The organism is Agrobacterium sp. LEGMi-208b (assembly GCF_059511785.1).
The window spans coordinates 793286-811900 of the sequence record NZ_CM183445.1; the positions used below are offsets into that span (position 1 = coordinate 793286).

The 18615-nt window shown below is 60.7% G+C and carries 20 protein-coding genes; 6 read left to right on the forward strand and 14 right to left on the reverse strand.

Annotation, left to right across the window (positions count from 1 at the left end; translation table 11 throughout):
- Positions 1 to 158: 158 nt before the first annotated feature.
- On the forward strand, positions 159 to 2627 hold the full coding sequence (locus AC5YUO_RS03980) for an autotransporter domain-containing protein (RefSeq protein ID WP_496154333.1): 2469 nt from the start codon (positions 159 to 161) through the stop codon (positions 2625 to 2627).
- A 14-nt stretch (positions 2628 to 2641) separates the two neighbouring features.
- Here the strand turns inward: AC5YUO_RS03980 and AC5YUO_RS03985 are convergent, their stop codons facing one another.
- From AC5YUO_RS03985 to coxB, 12 genes are all read right to left on the reverse strand, one after another.
- Positions 2642 to 2950 (reverse strand): Dabb family protein, encoded by a 309-nt coding sequence (locus tag AC5YUO_RS03985; protein ID WP_400819890.1) that lies wholly within the window; start codon positions 2948 to 2950, stop codon positions 2642 to 2644.
- Between the two features lie 162 nt (positions 2951 to 3112).
- Complete coding sequence (rnhA, locus tag AC5YUO_RS03990; protein ID WP_496154334.1) at positions 3113 to 3553, reverse strand: ribonuclease HI; 441 nt, start codon at positions 3551 to 3553, stop codon at positions 3113 to 3115.
- Complete coding sequence (locus AC5YUO_RS03995; RefSeq protein WP_496154335.1) at positions 3550 to 4518, reverse strand: homoserine kinase; 969 nt, start codon at positions 4516 to 4518, stop codon at positions 3550 to 3552. Before AC5YUO_RS03995 ends, rnhA begins: the two co-directional genes overlap by 4 nt.
- Positions 4519 to 4609: 91 nt before the next feature.
- Entirely contained in the window at positions 4610 to 5656 is a 1047-nt protein-coding gene (gene ispH / locus AC5YUO_RS04000) for a 4-hydroxy-3-methylbut-2-enyl diphosphate reductase (protein WP_496154336.1), read from the reverse strand.
- Between the two features lie 60 nt (positions 5657 to 5716).
- Positions 5717 to 6451, reverse strand: a complete 735-nt coding sequence (locus AC5YUO_RS04005; RefSeq protein WP_496154802.1) for an SURF1 family protein — start codon at positions 6449 to 6451, stop codon at positions 5717 to 5719.
- A 10-nt stretch (positions 6452 to 6461) separates the two neighbouring features.
- Entirely contained in the window at positions 6462 to 6848 is a 387-nt protein-coding gene (locus AC5YUO_RS04010) for a DUF983 domain-containing protein (protein WP_496154337.1), read from the reverse strand.
- Positions 6849 to 7122: 274 nt separating this feature from the next.
- The gene (locus tag AC5YUO_RS04015) at positions 7123 to 7998 is read right to left on the reverse strand and encodes a cytochrome c oxidase subunit 3 (RefSeq protein WP_400819902.1); all 876 of its coding nucleotides are present in this window, start codon (positions 7996 to 7998) and stop codon (positions 7123 to 7125) included.
- A 61-nt stretch (positions 7999 to 8059) separates the two neighbouring features.
- Positions 8060 to 8677 (reverse strand): cytochrome c oxidase assembly protein, encoded by a 618-nt coding sequence (locus AC5YUO_RS04020; protein ID WP_496154338.1) that lies wholly within the window; start codon positions 8675 to 8677, stop codon positions 8060 to 8062.
- A gap of 28 nt (positions 8678 to 8705) precedes the next feature.
- Complete coding sequence (locus tag AC5YUO_RS04025) at positions 8706 to 8837, reverse strand: cytochrome c oxidase system small membrane protein (RefSeq protein WP_003521105.1); 132 nt, start codon at positions 8835 to 8837, stop codon at positions 8706 to 8708.
- The gene (locus tag AC5YUO_RS04030; RefSeq protein ID WP_496154339.1) at positions 8837 to 9790 is read right to left on the reverse strand and encodes a heme o synthase; all 954 of its coding nucleotides are present in this window, start codon (positions 9788 to 9790) and stop codon (positions 8837 to 8839) included. The genes AC5YUO_RS04025 and AC5YUO_RS04030 overlap by 1 nt, the downstream gene beginning before the upstream one ends.
- A gap of 393 nt (positions 9791 to 10183) precedes the next feature.
- The gene (ctaD, locus tag AC5YUO_RS04035; RefSeq protein WP_496154340.1) at positions 10184 to 11899 is read right to left on the reverse strand and encodes a cytochrome c oxidase subunit I; all 1716 of its coding nucleotides are present in this window, start codon (positions 11897 to 11899) and stop codon (positions 10184 to 10186) included.
- Between the two features lie 16 nt (positions 11900 to 11915).
- Positions 11916 to 12779: a cytochrome c oxidase subunit II gene (coxB, locus tag AC5YUO_RS04040; protein ID WP_400820032.1), complete on the reverse strand. Its 864-nt coding sequence runs from the start codon at positions 12777 to 12779 to the stop codon at positions 11916 to 11918.
- 443 nt (positions 12780 to 13222) lie between these two features.
- On the opposite strand from coxB, the gene AC5YUO_RS04045 reads away from it, so the two are divergent.
- The 4 genes from AC5YUO_RS04045 to AC5YUO_RS04060 all read left to right on the forward strand — a co-directional run bounded on the left by AC5YUO_RS04045 (position 13223) and on the right by AC5YUO_RS04060 (position 16716).
- Positions 13223 to 13747: an invasion associated locus B family protein gene (locus tag AC5YUO_RS04045; protein WP_003521101.1), complete on the forward strand. Its 525-nt coding sequence runs from the start codon at positions 13223 to 13225 to the stop codon at positions 13745 to 13747.
- A gap of 81 nt (positions 13748 to 13828) precedes the next feature.
- Positions 13829 to 15244 carry a metalloprotease TldD gene (gene tldD / locus AC5YUO_RS04050; RefSeq protein ID WP_496154341.1) on the forward strand — a complete coding sequence of 472 codons (1416 nt, stop codon included), beginning with the start codon at positions 13829 to 13831 and terminating at the stop codon, positions 15242 to 15244.
- 355 nt (positions 15245 to 15599) lie between these two features.
- Positions 15600 to 16037, forward strand: a complete 438-nt coding sequence (locus AC5YUO_RS04055; RefSeq protein ID WP_400819917.1) for a bleomycin resistance protein — start codon at positions 15600 to 15602, stop codon at positions 16035 to 16037.
- 4 nt (positions 16038 to 16041) lie between these two features.
- On the forward strand, positions 16042 to 16716 hold the full coding sequence (locus AC5YUO_RS04060) for an HAD family hydrolase (protein WP_496154342.1): 675 nt from the start codon (positions 16042 to 16044) through the stop codon (positions 16714 to 16716).
- Here AC5YUO_RS04060 and AC5YUO_RS04065 read toward each other — a convergent pair.
- Positions 16705 to 17013 carry a pyrophosphohydrolase domain-containing protein gene (locus AC5YUO_RS04065; protein ID WP_496154343.1) on the reverse strand — a complete coding sequence of 103 codons (309 nt, stop codon included), beginning with the start codon at positions 17011 to 17013 and terminating at the stop codon, positions 16705 to 16707. The two genes, AC5YUO_RS04060 and AC5YUO_RS04065, sit on opposite strands and share 12 nt — an antisense overlap.
- Before the next feature lie 153 nt (positions 17014 to 17166).
- Between AC5YUO_RS04065 and AC5YUO_RS04070 the strand changes: the two genes are divergently transcribed.
- Positions 17167 to 17946: a sulfite exporter TauE/SafE family protein gene (locus tag AC5YUO_RS04070; protein ID WP_400820035.1), complete on the forward strand. Its 780-nt coding sequence runs from the start codon at positions 17167 to 17169 to the stop codon at positions 17944 to 17946.
- A 30-nt stretch (positions 17947 to 17976) separates the two neighbouring features.
- Here the strand turns inward: AC5YUO_RS04070 and pdxH are convergent, their stop codons facing one another.
- On the reverse strand, positions 17977 to 18597 hold the full coding sequence (gene pdxH, locus AC5YUO_RS04075; RefSeq protein ID WP_496154344.1) for a pyridoxamine 5'-phosphate oxidase: 621 nt from the start codon (positions 18595 to 18597) through the stop codon (positions 17977 to 17979).
- Positions 18598 to 18615 lie beyond the last annotated feature (18 nt).

Here is an 18615-nt window from a genome sequence, read left to right on the forward strand (position 1 = left end):
TTCGTTATTTTTAATATTATAAATAAGAGAGACGCGTGCCAATACATATATTTGTTGCGGCTGCTGACATCAAGCCGATCCTGAATTCTCTTCATCGGAAGCCACCTGCAATCCTGAATGATGGTGTGTGCAGGGCATTTTTCAGTGCGATACAGGGAATGGCCGCAGCCATCGCGGCCGCTTCCCGCCGTACCTCGGCAAAAGCCATGTCGCCATTCAGCCGTCTTTCTATCCTGCCAGTCATCATCGCCGCCGGATCGGGCGGCGTGGCGCAAGCCGCGGATCGAAACATGCTTCCATACATCCGGATAGCAAACGGACATGACGGGGCAACCGTCAACGGCATCAGCGCCGACGGCTCCGTGGCGGTGGGATGGTCCAGTTCCGCCGGCGGGGCGCGCTCCTTCCGCTGGAATACGGCAACCGGCGCGCTGCGCTATCTCGACCAGGCGATAACCAACCGTCCCCGAGCCGAAAAGATCAGCGGCGATGGCTCCGTCATCGTCGGGAAATATGAGATCGCCAACGGCATCACGCAGGCGTTCCGCTGGGCTGCGGCGGGTGAAATGGAGAATCTCGGCACACTTGCCGGCCACGATTCATCCGCCGCCCACGACATCAGCGCGGACGGTTCCATCATCGTCGGAGAAACAAGCCTCTCAAGCGATCCCTGGACGCAGCGAGCGTTCCGCTGGACCGCGGCAACCGGCATGCAGGCTCTCCCCCTGCCTGCGGGCTGGATAAAGTCCATCGCCTACGGCGTCAATGCGGACGGTTCGGTGGTCGTGGGAGAGTTTGATACGGACAGTAGCACGCGGGCGTTCCGCTGGACGCTAGCAAGCGGCGCCATGCGGGATATCGGAACGCTGCCCGGCTCGAACGACGCCCGCGCTACGGTCGTCGACGCCGATGGCTCCTTTGTCGCCGGAGAATCCAGATTTGACGTGCAAATATCCGCCCTGGACGTCGATGACAGAATGTCGGAGTTTGGCGAATTCAACGTCGATGACCTACTCCTCCTGCCTGACATGATAACCACCTACGAATGGCGCGCGTTCCGATGGAGCGCGGTGACGGGTACCATGCGGGCGCTCGGCGCGCTTGACGGTGGAAGTGAATCCTTCTCCCTTGGCATCACCGCCGACGGTTCCGTCATCGTCGGGACCGCGCGATCCGGCAACGGCTGGCAGGGCTTTCGCTGGACAGAGGCCACGGGCATGATTTCCGTCGAAGACTGGTTGCGCAATAACGGCATCGCCGTCGCCAGCGATTTCACGCGAAGCGCCAACGGCGTCAGCGCCGACGGCAATATCATTGTCGGCCAGACACGAAACAACACACCTTACATCGCCCGCATCGTGCAGGCGGAACCCGCCGCACCGGAAGACAATGGTTCCCCGGGTCCGAATACCCCTCAGCGTGAAAACAATTCTTCCTCCAATACCGGCACCCCGGCGCACGCGGCGACTTCGACCGATACCACCGAGATGGACAGACAAGAGCCCACGGCCAGCACTCGTTCCGGCACCGCTTCGACCAGCAGTGTCGCCTCCGCGGCACCATCTCCTGTCGCCTCCGCAGCACCATCTCCTGTCGCCTCCGCGGCACCATCTCCTGTCGCCTCCGCAGCACCATCTCCTGTCGCTCCCGCCGCCCTGCCGGACAAGCCGGCACACCCCGTTCTGCCTGCCCTCTCCGGCATCATCGACCTTGATCAATATGCGCAGACGCTGGCCGCAAGGCCGAATGCCGGTATCGGTCTCGATATTGCCAATACGCTTCTCGACGGCGCGCATGGTGCGCCGATGCGCAATCTGCTCGAACCCGGTCACCAGTCTTTCTCCGTGGTCAGCGACATCGGCTATGATGACGGTCGTGGCTCGGCCGGCGGTTTCGGCATTGCCGATATCGCCTACGGCGTCGGGCTGGAAGGCGGAGCGACCGCGCGCCTCGCCTTTGGCGGTCTTTACGACGAGCGCGATATCGACACCGGTGGCGACTTCATCCACAGGGGCTCCTATATCGCCCCCGAGATCAGCCTGCCGCTCACCGGGGGCCTTTACGCCACTATTGGCGGTTATTATGCACCCGGCAGGGTGTCGATGGAGCGCGGTTACCTCAATGGCGGCGCCATGGATTATTCACGCGGCGAGGCCGATCTTAACGTATGGGCGGCGAAGCTGCGCCTCGACTGGCTCGATGCCCTTGCCATCGGCGAATGGAACCTGACGCCCTATGCCGGCGTCACCTATGCGAAAGCCGAGATGGGCGCCTATGCGGAAACCGGCGGCGCGTTTCCGGCCCGTTTCGATGCGAACCGCGAAAAATCCACCATCATTCGCGCCGGTCTCGATGGCATCACCGATCTCAGCGCTTCGATCCGCCTGCTGGCAAGAGCCGAAGCAGTCTACCGGCTGGAAAAGGAGACCGCGGCGACCACGGGCGCCATCGAGGGGCTGATGGGATTTTCTTTTGCCGGGCAGGAAATAGACCGCTTCTGGCTGCGCGGCGGCCTTGGTGCGGAATTCGACATTGCGGGCGGGACGGCGTCGCTGAACCTCAACGTCACCACAAAGGGTGACGATCCGGATATCTGGGTTCGGACCGGGTGGAAGATCACCTTCTGACCGGCCGCTTGCCCTTATACATTCATGTCAAACACCAGAAGCCCGGCAAGGCCGCCATCGGTAAGCGAGACGAGGCGCTCGCCCACTTCCATGTGCTTGGGATGGGCGAGATAATCGTCACGGGCTTCCGGGCTTTCCAGCGTTACGATGAAACCGTCGACAAAACCGCCATTCAGACCTTCGGGCGAGATGTTCTGGCCGTATTTAACGTCGATAATCCCGGGTATCTCGTCCTTCAGAGCCGCAATCGCCTCGAAAACAGCATGTTTTTCAGAGGATGCCGTCGCAGCCTTGAACCTTAGAAATACACAATGCAGGATCATCCGAATGTCTCCTCCGCTGGAACGCCTTCCGGCTGTTTGACGACAAGATAAGTCGGGTTTCGGTTTTCACAACCCCCAATCGGGCGCCAATCAGGCCCCGATCGCGATTGAGCGTCCCGCCCGCTCAAGGGCCGGCCAGACCCGCAATAAAACAGGTTTGCGTTACCGGCGTTTGAAGGGCTCCATGCCCTTGCGCGCCAGTTCGTCGGCGCGCTCGTTTTCAGGATGGCCGGCATGGCCCTTCACCCAATGCAGCGTGACCTTGTGGCGTTGCTGCGCCGCTTCCAGCGCCTGCCACAACTCGACATTCTTGACCGGCTTGTTATCGGCCGTCTTCCAGCCCTTCTTTTTCCAGCCGAAAATCCACTTGGTGATGCCGTCCTTCACATAGGCGCTGTCGGTATAAAGATCGACCTCGCAGGGGCTTTTCAGCGCATTGAGCGCCGAAATCGCCGCCATCAGCTCCATGCGGTTATTGGTGGTTTCCGCCTCACCGCCGTACAGTTCCTTCTCAACCTCGCCATAACGCAGCACGGCACCCCAGCCGCCCGGACCGGGATTGCCGGAGCAGGCGCCATCGGTGAAAATATCGACATGCTTCATTCGCCCGCCAGCCCATATTCGGCGACGGTGGCTATGGACCGGTGGAACCGCAGCTTGCGCAGATATTCCAGCGGATCCTTCTTCACCACCAGCGCGCCCTCCGGCGTCGTCAGCCAGTCGTAAAGCCGTGTCAGGAAGAAACGCAGCGCCGAACCGCGCGCCAGAAGCGGCAGTGCTGCCAGCTCCGCCTCGCTCAGCGGCCGCACCGACTGATAGCCTTCCAGCAGCGCCTTGCCCTTGGTGACGTTATAAGCGCCATCTTTTTCGAAGCACCAGGCATTGAGGCAGATCGACACGTCATAAGCGAGCAGATCATTGCAGGCGAAATAGAAGTCGATCAGGCCGGAGAGTTCGTCACCGAGGAAGAACACATTGTCCTGAAACAGATCCGCATGGATGACGCCCGCCGGCAGATCCTTCGGCCAATGGGCGGCGAGATACTCGATCTCCGGGCGGATTTCGGCCTTCAGGCCCTTTTCCACCTCGTCGGCGCGGGCTTCGGACTTGTCCCACAGCACCTTCCAGCCCTCGACGGAGAGTGCATTCGGACGCTTGATTTCGAACCCCTCACCGGCCAGATGCATGGCGGCCAGCGCCTTGCCGACTTCGCGGCAATGTTTCGCTTCCGGCTTTCTCAGCCACATGCCTTCGAGGAAGGAGATGAGCGCGGCCGGCCGGCCCGACAGTTCTCCCAGCAATTCGCCATCCTTGCGCGGCAGGGGCAAGGGGCAGGACAGGCCCTTGGCGGCCAGATGCTGCATGAGGCCGAGGAAGAAGGGCAGATCGTTCTTCTCCACGCGCTTTTCATAAAGCGTCAGGATCAGCGGATCCCTGGTTGTATGCAGCAGGAAATTGGAGTTTTCGACGCCCTCGGCAATGCCCTTGTAGGAGGTGAGGCTGCCGACGTCATATTGCGTGAGGAAATTCCTCAGATCGTCTTCGGTGATATCAGTATAAACTGCCAACTTTAAATCTCTTGATGAAGGATGGAATGGAAATCTCGGAGGAGGATGGTACAGGTGGAGCGAAAACCGCCCTCACTCAGCGCCACCCGCTTCAGATGCCGGCGGCGGCTTTTGGCGGCAGGGCGTTGCTGGCATTGCCGTTCACGAAAGCCATGTCATCCGTCGTCAGCTCAATGCTGCGCAGCTCGCGGTTCACGAGGAAATGTTCCGTTTCCTCAACCGTCACGGCAAGGTCGAGCGTCGTATCGAAGCGCGCCTTGAAGGCCTCGATGATCTCATCGACGATCACCTCAGGTGCGGAAGCACCGGCCGAGAGGCCGACGGTGCTGATATCGCCGATTTCATCCCAGTCGATTTCGGATGCCCGCTGCACCAGCACGGAGCGTTTGGCGCCGGCTCGCAGAGCCACTTCCACCAGCCGCTTGGAATTGGAGGAATTGGGCGCGCCGACGACGATGAAGAGGTCGCAGCCGGGGGCCGCCTGCTTCACCGCATCCTGACGGTTGGTGGTTGCGTAACAGATGCTGTCGGCGGCAGGCGCCTGAATGGCGGGGAAACGTTCCTGCAGCCTGGCGATGACGCCGGCGGTATCATCGACCGACAGCGTCGTCTGGGTGACGAAACCGAGGTTTTCACGGTCGACCGGTTCGTAAACGCCCGCATCTTCCACCGTCTCAACCAGCGAGACCGTGCCTTCGGGCAGTTGGCCCATGGTGCCGATGACCTCAGGGTGACCGGCATGGCCGATCAGCACCACATGACGGCCGAGGCGCTGGTGGCGCATGGCCTGCTTATGGACCTTGGAGACGAGCGGGCAGGTGGCGTCGAGATAAAACAGGTTACGTGCCTGCGCATCTTCAGGCACGGATTTCGGCACGCCATGGGCGGAAAAAACCACCGGCTGCTCGCGATGCTCGGCCGGGATTTCATGCAATTCCTCGACGAAAATCGCGCCCTTGGCTTCCAGCCCTTCAACAACGTAACGATTATGCACGATTTCGTGGCGAACATAGACCGGTGCGCCATAGGCTTTCAGCGCCAGCACGACGATCTGGATCGCCCGGTCCACGCCCGCGCAAAAGCCGCGCGGTCCGCACAGCCTTATCGTCAAAGGGGGTTTGGAAACGGCGATGTTCATTCGTGCTCCTTGGCCAGCTCACTGGTCTTGCCCGATAAGCTGCCTTACCGGACGGGCGCTTCATTCACCCTGCGCTTTACCGTTCCGGAAATAGGCAAAACCGGCGACAATGACAAGGGCTGCCGCCAGACCATACCACGTTATCGCATATTGCAGGTGATTGTTGGGCAAATCTATCAGTGTCACGCCACCCTGCGGCCAGCCGCCGGGATTGGGCGTGGCGTCGGCATCCACGAAGAGGTTGACCAGCCGGTCGGACGGGATATCGACGCTGGACGCCATCGCCGCCAGATCCTTCCAGTAGAAGATATTCTTGGCGATATCATTATCCGGCAGCAGCGAGGACGGTTTCGCAACCAGAGGCGCACGCGCCAGCCCTGTTATCGTCACCTCGCCGGCAACCTGCCCGTCGGGCCGTTTGGCCGGTTCCTTCATCTCGAAGGGCACGAAACCACGATTGACGAAGAGGATGCGGCCACCGGCAAGCGTCAGCGGCGTATAGATGTAATAACCGGTTTGCCCCTGATGGGTGGCGAAGAAATGCCGCTCGCGGGCATGATCGAATGTGCCGGAAAGGCTGACCCGTCGATATTCGATATCGCCGCCGCTTTTCGCCATCGCCTCTATATCGGCGAGCGGCACCGGGCTTGCGCTCCGCCGCTCCTCGATATCGGCAATCAGCGCCTCTTTCCAATAGAGACGCTTCACCTGCCAGGTGCCGAGCCCGAGAAGGATGGCAAGCGCCAGCAGCACCAGCGGCGCGGCGAACCAGACCCGCCTTTCCGCCGCCTTCATGTGGGAAACGTCATTCACGATCAAGCCTGCCTTCGCTTGCATTGTTCCTGTATTGCAGCGCAATCATGATCCCTTTCAGCTTGCGCAGCAGCACGAGGGAGACAATCACCGTAAACGGCAACCACAGCATGACATGCACCCAGACCGGCGGCGCAAAACGCTGATCGAACCAGAGCGCCAGCCCGACGACCAGAAAACCGACGATCAGCATGACGAAAACCGCCGGGCCGTCGCCCGCATCGGCAAAGCCGTAATCCAGCCCGCAGGCGCTGCAGGAAGGTTTTAGGGTCAGGAAGCCGTCAAACAGCCGGCCATGGCCACAGCGCGGGCAGCAGCCCTTCAGCCCGACCTTGATGGGATCGACCGGCGCGAAATTACCGTTTGATGGTTCAGACATGGTGAGCCCTCCCGCTTCCGCTTGCAAAACCTCAAAGAGCGCATGGCGCTTCGGGTCGTCGCATATGATCCGGCGTCGCGGCTGGTTTCTTCTCCCCGCCGGGGAGAAGGGGGCCCGAAGGGTCGGATGAGGGGGCAAGCTCGCGGTCTATCGCTAACCTCGCCCCCTCATCCCGCTACCGCGACCTTCTCCCCGACGGGGAGAAGAAACACGTGGCACCCGCTCGCTCCACAGGTGATGGCCTGTTCCGGGCCCAGGATTCTATTCGACGCAATCAGCCGTGCAGCGGCGCGCCCCAGCCACCCCAGATATAGATGGCGAAGAACAGGAACAGCCAGACGACGTCAACGAAGTGCCAGTACCAGGCGGCGGCTTCGAAACCGAAATGCTGCTGGGGCGTGAAACCGCCGCCAATGGCGCGGAACAGGCAGACCAGCAGGAAGACCGTGCCGACAAAGACGTGGAAACCGTGGAAACCGGTGGCCATGAAGAAGGTCGCGCCATAGATCGAATTCTTGAAATCGAACGGCGCGTGCATGTATTCGTAAACCTGCACGGTGGAGAACAGGATGCCGAGCGCGACGGTGAGCAACAGACCGGTGATCAGGCCCTTGCGGTCATTATGCAGCAGGGCGTGATGCGCCCAGGTGACGCAGGTGCCCGACAGCAGCAGGATGACGGTGTTGTAGAGCGGCAGGTGCCAGGGATCGATCACCTCGATGCCCTTGGGCGGCCATTGCCCGCCGGTATATTCGAGGCGCGACGCCTGAATGGCCTCATGCGGGAAGAGGCTGGCATCGAAATAGGCCCAGAACCACGCCACGAAGAACATCACCTCCGAGGCGATGAACATGATCATGCCGTAGCGCAGGTGAAGCGAGACGACGCGGGTATGGTTGCCCTCATGGGCTTCCTTGATCGTGTCAGACCACCATGCGTACATGGTGTAAAGCACGATGGCGAGGCCGATATAAAACAGCCAGGGATTGGCCAGTTCCGCGCCGAACAGCTTGAAGGAGCCGCCCGACAGGTAACGCATGTAACAGACGCCACCGAAGGTCAGGATGAAGGCGCCGATCGAGGCCAGAAGCGGCCAGGGACTTGGATCGATGATGTGGTAATCGTGGTTCTTCTGATGCGTATCTGCCATTGCGACAATCCCCTGGTATCTCTTCCCTGATCCGGCCTTAACAGAAAGGCCAGATCTCCTCTCACAATTTGCTTTCGCCAAATTCAGTCTTTACCGGCAAGGACGCAACCGGTTTTTCGGTTTTGGCCGGATAAAACGTATAGGACAGCGTTAAGGTATGAATGCTCTTGGTTTCGCGCGCCGTGGCGATGTCGGGATCGACAAAGAACACCACCGGCATTTCCAGCGTTTCGCCCGGCTGCAGCGTCGTTTCGGTGAAGCAGAAACACTCCACCTTGTTGAAATAGGCACCCGCCTCCATGGGCGTGACGTTGAACACCGCCGTGCCGGTGGTGGCCACGGGCGAACGGTTGGTGGCCTTGAAGGTGACCTGTATCGTTTCGCCGATCTTCGGCTTCACCATCTTGTCCACCGGGCGGAAATCCCAGTTGAGGCCGTTCGACGTGTTGGCGTCGAAGGTGACGTTGATGGTCTTGTCGAGGATGACGTCGGAATATTGCTCAACGCGCTGCGTCGTGCCGTTATAACCGGTCACGCGGCAGAACAGGCTGTAAAGCGGCACGGCGGCATAGGCCATGCCGATCATGGCGCAGAAAAACACGAGGCAGAGCACGAGGATGGAGCGATTGCTCACCCGCCGCTTACCGACCCCCGCCGTCTGGGTTTCCATATTTGCCATGTCCTCCTCCTCTCCCCCAATCAGACCGTCAATGCGAGCCGATCTTGATGATGGTGATGATATAAAACAGCACCACCAGACCGGCGAGCAGAACACCGAGCGCGATGTTTCGCCCGCGTCTCGATTTTTTCTGCGCCGCGCTCAGTTCCACCGTTTCCATCACAGGACTCCCGACATGACGGCCTTCAGGGCCGACGCGAAATGATCGGCCAGAAGGCCGGAGAAAATCGCAAAAAGATAAAGCACCGAATAAGCGAACATCTTCTTGGCCGGCAGCATCTTCTCGTCGCCCTCAGGCATGCGCCGGACATCGAGCGAACAGTAGACGAAGATAGCGCTCAGCACGGCGGCGAAGATGCCATAACCGGCGCTCGCAAGGCCGGTGAAATAGGGCGCGACGGCCGCGGCCGCGGTCAGCACCGCATAAACGATCATCTGGTTCTTGGTGGAGCGTTCGCCGACCACGTTGGGCATCATCGGAATGCCGACGGCGCCGTAATCGCGCATCTTGAACAGAGCCAGCGCCCAGAAATGCGCCGGTGTCCACAAAAAGATGATGAGGAACAGGATGATGCTGTCAAGCGAAACGCCGCCGGTGACGCAGGCCCAGCCGAGCATCGGCGGGAAAGCGCCGGCGGCACCGCCGATGACGATGTTCTGCGGCGTCGAGCGCTTCAGCCACATCGTATAGATGACGGCGTAAAAGAAGATGGTGAAGGCGAGCAGGCCGGCCGAGAACCAGTTGACCGCAAGACCGAGAATGACCACCGAGAAGGCCGACAGCGTCAGCCCGAAGGCCAGCGCCTCACGCGGCGCGATGCGGCCGGACGGGATCGGTCGCCTGGCGGTGCGGCTCATCACGGCATCGATATCGGCATCGTACCACATGTTGAGCGCACCGGACGCACCGGCGCCGACGGCGATGCAGAGAATGGCGATGATGCCGAGCACGGGGTTGATTTCACCCGGCGCCAGCACGAGGCCGGCAAAGGCCGTGAAGACGACGAGTGACATGACGCGCGGCTTCAGCAATTCGAAATAATCGCGCGCGCTGGCTTCCGAAAGTTCGGAGCCCTTCACGCCCAGCATGTCGCGATTGTCGATAATGCTCATTTCCTGTCCTGTTTTCCTTCAGGTGCCGCCTGTCGCGGCATCCTCTGCACCGGCCCGAAAAACCAATGTGATTTCCGGCATGCGCGATGCGTCAATTCCTGGGTACCGAACGCTCAGACATGGGCGGCAGCGGGAAAAACCGATGCCATTTGCCCGGCCTGTGACCGCGCCCATCCCGCCATTCGTCTGCGCTGCTCATTCATAAAGGCCAGACTTGGCATTTATCACGTCCGGGGCATGTATCATGTCGGACGATATGCTTCGCTTGGACAAAATGTCACGCGGCGACGGGCATTCCCTGCCTCAGGGAAACGGCGCCGGCCAAGGCCACGCCGTCCCTTGTTTTGAGCGCCCGGAATGCGCGAGTCCTTTCCCCGCGTTCCGGGCCGCGCATCAGCGAATGCGCGGCAGCTGTTCCCACTGGTGGTAGGGCGGCGGCGAAGACAGCTGCCATTCGAGCGTCGTCGCACCTTCACCCCAGGGGTTGTTGCCGGCGATCCGCTTCTTTGCGAAGGCTTCCCAGACGCAGAAGAGGAAGATCAGCACGCCAACGGCCGAGATGTAGGAACCGTAGGACGATACCATGTTCCAGCCGGCATAGGCATCGGGATAATCGATGTAGCGGCGCGGCATGCCGGCAAGACCGAGGAAGTGCTGCGGGAAGAACACGAGGTTCACGCCCACGAACATGACCCAGAAATGCAGCTTGCCGAGGAACTCGCTGTACATGTAGCCGGTGATCTTCGGGAACCAGTAATACCAGCCGGCGAAGATCGCAAAGACGGCGCCGAGCGACAGAACGTAGTGGAAGTGCGCCACGACATAATAGGTGTCGTGCAGCGAACGGTCGAGACCGGCATTGGCGAGCTGGACGCCGGTGACGCCGCCGACCGTGAACAGGAAGATGAAGCCGATCGCCCAGACCATCGGGGTCGAGAAGGTCAGCGAACCGCCCCACATGGTCGCGATCCACGAGAAGATCTTGATACCCGTCGGCACCGCGATGACCATGGTGGCGAAGACGAAGTAACGCTGCGCTTCGAGCGACAGGCCGACCGTATACATGTGGTGGGCCCAGACGATGAAGCCGACAGCGCCGATGGCGACCATGGCGTAGGCCATGCCGAGATAACCGAAGACCGGCTTCTTGGAGAAGGTGGAAATGATATGGCTGATGATGCCGAAGCCCGGCAGGATCAGGATGTACACTTCCGGATGGCCGAAGAACCAGAACAGGTGCTGGTAAAGAATCGGATCACCGCCGCCTTCCGGCGAGAAGAACGCCGTGCCGAAGTTGCGGTCGGTCAGAAGCATGGTGATGCCGCCCGCCAGAACCGGCAGGGAAAGCAGCAGCAGGAATGCGGTGACCAGAACCGACCAGGCAAACAGCGGCATCTTGTGCAGCGTCATGCCCGGAGCGCGCATGTTCAGAATGGTGGTGATGAAGTTGATCGCACCGAGGATCGACGAGGCGCCCGAAACGTGCAGCGCGAAAATCGCCAGATCCACCGCCGGTCCCGGCATGCCGTTGGTCGATAGAGGCGGATACATGGTCCAGCCGCCACCGACACCGTAGGCACCCGCGGGGCCCTCGACGAAGAGCGAGAGAATGAGAAGGATGAAGGCCGGAACGATCAGCCAGAAGGAGATGTTGTTCAGGCGCGGGAAAGCCATGTCCGGAGCGCCGATCATGATCGGGATCATCCAGTTGGCGAAACCGCCGATCAGCGCCGGCATGACCATGAAGAAGATCATGATCAGCGCGTGCGCGGTGGTAAACACGTTGAACATGTGCTTGCCGCCATCGATGGCGGCGTCACCCTCGAAGCCGTAGACCATGGACGCCAGACCGTGGAAGATCTGGATGCCCGGCTCCTGAAGCTCCATGCGCATGACGACGGAAAGCCCGCCGCCGACGATACCGGCGATGATCGCGAAGATCAGATAGAGCGTGCCGATGTCCTTGTGGTTGGTCGACAGGAACCAGCGGGCGAAAAAGCCCGGCGTATGGGAATGATGTGCATCATGCGAATGGTCGTCATGAGCGTGCCCATCATTTGCGGAATGACCATGCGAGTGATGATCGTCGTGTGCGGAAGGTCCAGCCATTGTCCTCACTCCAGAGTCAGTTGGTTTCGTTGGCGGCAACATCGACCGTGCGCGGAGCGCCGTCGACTGCGGCCATCAGCGCCCGGTTCGCGCCGTTCAGATCAGAAGCGGCGGCGGCGTGCCAGGCGTTGTACTGCTGTTCGGAAACCACCCGAATGGCGATGGGCATGAAGGCGTGGTCCTTGCCGCAAAGCTCGGAACATTGGCCGTAATAGAGGCCTTCCTTCTCCGGCTTGAACCATGTTTCGTTGAGACGGCCAGGAACCGCGTCGATCTTGACGCCGAAAGCGGGCATGGCGAAAGCGTGGATGACATCCGTCGGAGCCGCCGTCACCAGAAGGCGAACGGTCTTGCCGACGGGAACGACCATTTCATTGTCGACCGCGAGAAGACGCGGATAGCGGGCCTTGTCCTCCTTGCCGGCAGCGGCGCGATCCTCGTCCTTCAGCAGGTAGCTGTCGAAGGCGAGCGGCTCGGCGCCCTCGGTCGCCGTATATTCATAGTTCCACAGCCATTGCGTGGCGGTCGCCTTCAGCGTCAGATCGGGGTTTTCCGGCTGCGTCAGCTGCGCGTTCAAAAGATTGAACGAGGGGAAAGCGAGAAACAGGAGAATGAGCACCGGCGCCAGCGTCCACACCACCTCGATCGCCGTGTTATGGCTGGTCTTGGAAGCCACCGGATTTTTCGCGGCGCGGAATTTCAAGGCAACGATGATGAGCAGCGCAAGAACGAAAAGCGTAACCGGAACAATGAACCAGAGCGTATATTGTTCAAACCAGCGTATTTCGTGCATGATCGGCGTGGCGGCCTCCTGCATGCCCATTTGCCAATGCACCGGCTGATCGGCGTGGGCGCCGACAGCCGTGAGCAGACAGGTCATCCCCGCCAGTGCTGCGTAAATCCTATTCGTCACGGTACCCTCTCCCTCACGCGTCTGATCTAGATCAATCACAGACGCAGAATCCATGCTTATGGTACTAACTTCAAACCACAGTTTGTCCTCTGCCGCAATATGCGTCGGGACACGGAAGCGCCCCAATTTTGCCATTGGTCAATCCACGACGACTTTCTCTCACCCCACGCCTCGCCGGACCGGCCGAACGCGGTTTCAAACAGTCCGAATGCGACAAAGCCCCTTCTCAGAGCCGGTTTTGCCGCCAGTTTCATCGCCGGATAATGAATGTCGCGCCGGGTAAATCAGACGCCCATAGCGGCGGACAGGTCCTATTTCCGCCCAACTCCGCTGGAATTGAAGGCCTGAGGCTTTTTTTTCCGGATTATGGCGTCAAAATAGCCGCACTGATTCGAATCCCAGAGGTATCCATGCGTCTTTCCCCGCTCGCGCGCACTTTTCTTGCCGCCGCCGGTCTTGCCATCATCGCTCCCGCCGCTGCGGCGCTGGCGCAACAGCAGCCGCCCGGAACGCCGAAGTCGACGCACGGAGCATGGTCGGTCATCTGCGACAAGCCGGCCGGCGCATCCGAAGAACAATGCGCCCTGATGCAGAACGTGATCGCCGATGACCGCCCGGAAGTCGGGCTTTCGGTGGTGGTGCTGAAGACGGCCGACCGCAAGTCGCGCATCCTGCGCATCCTCGCGCCGCTCGGCGTGCTTTTGAAGGATGGCATGGAGCTTTATATCGACAATAATAATATCGGCCGCGCCTATTTCACCCGCTGCTTCTCCGAAGGCTGCTATGTGGAAGTGGATATTGACGACGAGTTGCTGAAGGTGCTGCGCGCCGGCAAGAATGCGGTTTTCGCGCTGCGCGAAGCCGTGGATCAGGATCGCGTCGGTATTCCGATCGAGCTTTCCGGCTTTGCCGAGGGCTACGACGCGCTTCCTTAAAGCCTGCCATTAGCGGACAGCCTTGCGTCCGCCCGCTCCAGTGCCTAAATCGGTCATGAACGATAATGACTGGAGCCTCCCATGACCGACGATCTTGTAAAACTCTTCGATTGCGACGAAACGCAATTGCGCAAGCTCGTCGGCGAGGCGCTCGCCGGCGCTGACGATGGCGAGCTTTTCATCGAACATGCCCAGGCCGAATCGCTGACCTTCGATAATGGCCGGCTGAAGGGCGGCTCCTTCAACACCGACCAGGGTTTTGGCCTGCGCGCCGTTGCCGGCGAGACCGTAGGTTATGCCCATGCGGGCGAGCTTTCGCAGAGCGCGCTGAAGCGTGCTTCCGATGCGGTGGGCGCGGTGACCAGAGGGTATTCCGGCTCCTATGCCGCCGCACCGCAGCGCACCAACAAGAAGCTTTATGGCGACGAGAACCCGATCGGCAGCCCGAGCTTCGAGGAGAAGGTGAAGCTTCTCACCGATATCGACGCCTATCTGCGCGACAAGGACGACAAGGTCCGGCAGGTGACGGCGACCATTTCCGCAAGCTGGCAGGTGGTCGATATCCTGCGCGCCGATGGCCATCGCGTCAGCGACATCCGGCCGATGACCCGCATCAATGTTTCCGTCGTGGCGGGCGAAGGCGACCGGCAGGAAAGCGGCTCCTACGGCATTGGCGGCCGCGTCGGTTTCAGCGATTTCATCACCACGGAAAACTGGCAGCGCGGCGCGGATGAAGCGCTGCGGCAGGCGCTCGTCAATCTCACCGCCATTGATGCACCTGCTGGCACCATGGATGTGGTGCTCGGCTCCGGCTGGCCGGGCGTCATGCTGCACGAGGCGGTGGGCCACGGTCTGGAAGGCGATTTCAACCGCAAGAAAACCTCGGCCTTTGCCGGCCTGATGGGCGAAATGGTCGCCGCAACCGGCGTGACCGTGGTGGATGACGGCACCATCGACAGCCGCCGCGGCTCGCTGACAATCGACGATGAAGGCACACCTTCCGGCTATAACGTGCTGATCGAGAACGGCAGGCTGGTCGGCTATATGCAGGACCGGCAGAACGCCCGGCTGATGGGCGCCAAGCCCACCGGCAACGGCCGCCGGCAGGGTTATGCCTATGTGCCGATGCCGCGCATGACGAACACATATATGCTGTCGGGCGACAAGACGCCGGAGGAGATCATCGCCTCCGTGAAGAAGGGCATCTACGCCGTCTCCTTCGGCGGCGGCCAGGTGGATATCACGTCTGGCAAATTCGTGTTCGGCTGCACCGAGGCCTATCTTATCGAAAACGGCAGGATCGGCGCACCGGTAAAGGGCGCGATGCTGATCGGCAACGGGCCGGATGCGATGAAGCGCGTGTCGATGATCGGCAACGATTCCAAACTCGATACCGGCATCGGCAATTGCGGCAAGGCCGGACAATGGGTGCCTGTTGGCGTCGGCCAGCCGCATCTGCGCATGGACCAGATCACCGTCGGCGGTACGAAGGCGTAGGCGGTGGTTTTCGGGTGATTGCACTCAGTTGAGTCGATAACGCGGACAAAACGACGTGGCACCCTATACCCGGTCCGTCATTCAGGCCTTGAGCCGGAATCCAGTCGTCGCGCGTCGGCGCGGCGGGACGACTCTTTTAAGCCCAAGGACTTGGGCTGGCTGGATTCCGGCTCAAGGCCGGAATGACGGCAGAAAGAGTCGCAACCGCACGAAGCCTGTCGCCATCCTGTCAGCCCATAACCCCGCACATGGCTGCCATGATGAGGTTTCCTCTGGCATGCGGCCGGGAAGAGGATAAGATCGACATTTATGGCAAGCCCATCCTCCCACCGGGCCTGCGCGGCATAAGGAGACCATGACCATCATACGAAATGCCCTCGTTCCTGAACTTGCCGTCAGCGACTGGCAGAAAAGCCGCGCCTTTTATTGCGACCTGATCGGTTTTCATGTGGTCTACGAGCGCCCCGAGGAGGGCTTTACCTATCTGGCGCTGGGTGATGCGGAGCTGATGATCGACCAGATCGGCGCGACCCGGACATTCGTGACTGATAATGCCGCACTCGAATTTCCGCTCGGCCGCGGCATGAACCTGCAGCTCGCCGTTCCCTCCCTGCAACCCATTCTTTCCCGGCTGGAGCGATCCTTGATCGACCTCGTCATGCCGCTGGAGGAAAAATGGTACAGGCGCGGCACGGTCGAAGTGGGCAACCGGCAATTCATCGTCGCCGATCCCGACGGTTATCTGATCCGCCCGTTCGAAAGCCTCGGCGAACGCCCCTTCCGGTTCGGTTAAAGCCATGCTGCCTTTTCTTCCACAGGCCGTGGTTTTCGACATGGACGGATTGCTGATCGAAAGCGAGAGGCTCTATCGCGATTCATTTCTGGCTGCCTCGGAGGAAGGCGGCCATGGCATGAAGGTCGAGACCTATCAGAAGGTCTGCGGCAGCCCCTGGGACGTCATAACCGGCACCATCTTTGCCGATTACGGCGCGGATTTTCCCATCGACAGCTTCCGCGACGCCTGGCTCCGGCATCTTGGCGTGATGATGGCGGAGGGCGTGGCATTGAAGCCGGGCGTCGTCGACATTCTCGATCTGCTTGACCGGCTCGATATCCGCCGCGCCATCGCCACCTCGTCGCGGCACGATTCGGTGACGCGCCATCTCGGCCCCCACGATCTTCTCAGACGTTTCGACACCATCGTCGCGCGCGGTGATTATACCGAGCCGAAACCCGCGCCCATGCCCTATCTGACCGCGGCTCGACGGCTTTCCCTCGATCCGGGTCGCTGCCTTGCGCTGGAAGATTCCTATTCGGGCGTACGCTCGGCCTCATCGGCGGGCATGATGACGATCATGGTGCCTGACGTGGCACCGCCGACCGAGGAAATGCGGGAGAAGTGCATTACCGTTGCAAGCGACCTTCATGCGGTGGCAGCCATGTTGGAAAAGCTCGAACCTTCAGTCCTTTGATGGCTTGAAACGCCACTTTCGCTCGATCGCACCTTCGATATCGAGACCATTCTGATGCGCCAATAATAGCACATGGCCGAGAAGATCGGCGGTTTCATCGGCCAGATCCCGCTTCATCTCCTCTTCGCTCCTGCCTTTGCTGCGCCCCCGCCCCGTCAGCCGGTTCCAGGCCTGCGTCACCTCGCCCACCTCTTCCTGAAGCTTCAGCATGTACCAGTCCGGATCGCGGGCGATCCCGTTTTCATCGGCATATTTCTGCGAGGCCGCCTCGAACTGGCGCATCATGGACATGAGCATTTGTTCATCCTTTGTTCGTGCGCTACTACTCTAATCACGATTCTCCGGCGACGTCGATTCGAAAGCGCGCGGTCAGAGAGCGGATGGTATTTGCGCGACAGGCGCCAGCCGGATGGATTAAGAGAGAGGTATTCGAAAACCGTGTCGTCACCCATGCCCTCGCTCGATTTTTTCTCATCGCTCATCACCGCACATAGTCCGACATCGCTTGCGATGTTTGCTGGCGCCGCCTTTCTCGCCGGCCTTGCCCGCGGCTTTTCCGGTTTCGGCGCGGCGCTCATCTTCATCCCGCTCGCCAGCGCCATCGTCGGGCCGCGTATCGCGTCAGCGGTTCTGCTGGTGGTGGACGGCGTATTGACGCTCGGCATGATACCGCCCGCCTTTCGCATGGCGGACCGGCGCGAAGTCTTCACCATGGCGGCCGGCGCATTTGTCGGCGTGCCGCTCGGAACCCTGTTGCTTTCGAAGGGCGATCCGCTCACCCTTCGCTGGCTCATCTCCGGCGTGGTCGTGGTGCTGCTGGTGTTTCTGGTGTCCGGCTGGCGTTACAGTGGCAGGCCGAAAACACCGCTCACCCTCTTCACCGGGCTTCTGGCCGGGCTGTTTTCGGGGGCTGCGCAACTGGGCGGTCCACCCGTCGTCGCCTATTGGCTGGGCGGGGCGCTGAAAGGCGCTTTCGTGCGCGCCAATGTCATTCTTTATTTCGCGGTTTCGACGGTGTTCTCCATCGCCAGCTATTTTGTCGGTGGCCTGTTCACCGTCGATGTCTTCGTGTTTTTCCTGCTGGCCCTGCCCTTTTATGGGGCGGGCCTTTATGCCGGCGCGCGGCTGCATGGGCTTGCCGATGAAGCGGCGTTCCGGCGCATCTGCTATGGGCTGATCGCCATCTCCGCCGTCATCGGCCTGCCGCTGTTCGATTCGCTGCTGAAATAGGCAGGCCGGAACGGCCTGCCCTGACGGCGATCAGGGATACATGCGGACCTTGGACCATGCACCATCGGGCGTCTCGCGACGGAATTCGATGCGGTCGTGCAGGCGGAACTTGCGGTCGTGCCAGAATTCGATGCTGAGCGGACGAATGCGGAAACCGGACCAATAGGACGGGCGCGGAATTTCGCCGATCGCATATCTGGCGGTATATTCGGCCACCGCCTTCTCCAGCGCGAAACGGCCTTCCAGCGGCCGCGACTGCCTGGAAGCCCAGGCGCCGATGCGGCTGCCGCGCGGGCGCGAGGCGTAATAGGCATCCGCCTCCTCGTCGCTGACGATCTCCACCTCGCCGCGCAGCCGCACCTGACGCCGCAGGCTTTTCCAGTGGAAACACATGGCCGCTTTTTTCTGGCCGAGGATCTCCTGGCCCTTCTGGCTTTCGAAATTCGTGTAGAAAACAAAGCCGCGGTCGTCGACGCCTTTCAGCAGCACCATGCGCACATTCGGCAGGCCATTTTCGTCCACGGTGGCAAGCGCCACCGCGTTCGGATCGTTGATTTCGGAAGCCGTCGCGTCCTTCAGCCATTCGGCAAAAAGCGTGAAAGGTTCATTTTCTTCCGTGAAGTCACTGGATGTTAACCCCGTTTCCGACATATTGACTAAAATGCTCCC

Bases quoted from the DNA above. Each gene is read 5' to 3' on its own strand.
- ctaD (WP_496154340.1), bottom strand. From the start codon at position 11,899: ATGGCTGGACCTTCCGCACACGACGATCATCACTCGCATGGTCATTCC.
- coxB (WP_400820032.1), bottom strand. From the start codon at position 12,779: ATGACCTGTCTGCTCACGGCTGTCGGCGCCCACGCCGATCAGCCGGTG.
- AC5YUO_RS04045 (WP_003521101.1), top strand. From the start codon at position 13,223: ATGCGTCTTTCCCCGCTCGCGCGCACTTTTCTTGCCGCCGCCGGTCTT.
- AC5YUO_RS04065 (WP_496154343.1), bottom strand. From the start codon at position 17,013: ATGCTCATGTCCATGATGCGCCAGTTCGAGGCGGCCTCGCAGAAATAT.
- AC5YUO_RS04010 (WP_496154337.1), bottom strand. From the start codon at position 6,848: ATGTCTGAACCATCAAACGGTAATTTCGCGCCGGTCGATCCCATCAAG.
- AC5YUO_RS04030 (WP_496154339.1), bottom strand. From the start codon at position 9,790: ATGAGCATTATCGACAATCGCGACATGCTGGGCGTGAAGGGCTCCGAA.
- rnhA (WP_496154334.1), bottom strand. From the start codon at position 3,553: ATGAAGCATGTCGATATTTTCACCGATGGCGCCTGCTCCGGCAATCCC.
- AC5YUO_RS04025 (WP_003521105.1), bottom strand. From the start codon at position 8,837: ATGGAAACGGTGGAACTGAGCGCGGCGCAGAAAAAATCGAGACGCGGG.
- AC5YUO_RS03980 (WP_496154333.1), top strand. From the start codon at position 159: ATGGCCGCAGCCATCGCGGCCGCTTCCCGCCGTACCTCGGCAAAAGCC.
- AC5YUO_RS04055 (WP_400819917.1), top strand. From the start codon at position 15,600: ATGACCATCATACGAAATGCCCTCGTTCCTGAACTTGCCGTCAGCGAC.
- AC5YUO_RS04060 (WP_496154342.1), top strand. From the start codon at position 16,042: ATGCTGCCTTTTCTTCCACAGGCCGTGGTTTTCGACATGGACGGATTG.
- ispH (WP_496154336.1), bottom strand. From the start codon at position 5,656: ATGAACATCGCCGTTTCCAAACCCCCTTTGACGATAAGGCTGTGCGGA.
- AC5YUO_RS04005 (WP_496154802.1), bottom strand. From the start codon at position 6,451: ATGAAGGCGGCGGAAAGGCGGGTCTGGTTCGCCGCGCCGCTGGTGCTG.
- AC5YUO_RS04070 (WP_400820035.1), top strand. From the start codon at position 17,167: ATGCCCTCGCTCGATTTTTTCTCATCGCTCATCACCGCACATAGTCCG.
- AC5YUO_RS04020 (WP_496154338.1), bottom strand. From the start codon at position 8,677: ATGGCAAATATGGAAACCCAGACGGCGGGGGTCGGTAAGCGGCGGGTG.
- AC5YUO_RS03985 (WP_400819890.1), bottom strand. From the start codon at position 2,950: ATGATCCTGCATTGTGTATTTCTAAGGTTCAAGGCTGCGACGGCATCC.
- AC5YUO_RS04015 (WP_400819902.1), bottom strand. From the start codon at position 7,998: ATGGCAGATACGCATCAGAAGAACCACGATTACCACATCATCGATCCA.
- pdxH (WP_496154344.1), bottom strand. From the start codon at position 18,597: ATGTCGGAAACGGGGTTAACATCCAGTGACTTCACGGAAGAAAATGAA.
- tldD (WP_496154341.1), top strand. From the start codon at position 13,829: ATGACCGACGATCTTGTAAAACTCTTCGATTGCGACGAAACGCAATTG.